Below are 522 nucleotides of genomic sequence, written 5' to 3' on the forward strand. Positions count from 1 at the left end.
ACCGGCAAAGGCTCCGGCAGCGGCAGCAAAGGCGGCTCCGGCCAAGAAGGCGGCCGCGCCCGCCAAGGCTGTTGCGGCGAAGGCACCGACCGTCGCCATCAAGAAGACTGGTTTGGCGGGCAAGGTTCGCCAGGTCATCGGCGCCGTTGTTGACGTGCAGTTCGGCGAACATCTGCCGGCGATCCTGAACGCGCTGGAAACGTCCAATGTCGGCAATCGCCTCGTGCTCGAGGTGGCCCAGCATCTCGGCGAGAACACCGTGCGCTGCATCGCCATGGACTCGACTGAAGGTCTGGTTCGCGGCCAGGACGTCTATGACACAGGCGCGCCGATCACCGTGCCGGTCGGCCCGGGCATGCTCGGCCGCATCATCAACGTCATCGGCGAGCCGGTCGACGAGGCAGGTCCGGTCGACGGCATCGAGATGCGCTCCATTCACCAGCCGGCTCCGACCTATGTCGAGCAGTCGACGGAAGCGCAGATCCTGGTCACCGGCATCAAGGTTCTCGACCTGCTTGCGCC

General features: G+C 65.9%; 1 pseudogene. It reads left to right on the forward strand.

From position 1 onward, the window contains the following. Positions 1–522: pseudogene (locus tag EOC93_RS33715) on the forward strand (F0F1 ATP synthase subunit beta); the annotation flags it as partial.

This window comes from Mesorhizobium sp. M6A.T.Ce.TU.002.03.1.1 (genome assembly GCF_003997275.1).
In the GTDB taxonomy this organism is placed as follows: domain Bacteria; phylum Pseudomonadota; class Alphaproteobacteria; order Rhizobiales; family Rhizobiaceae; genus Mesorhizobium; species Mesorhizobium mediterraneum.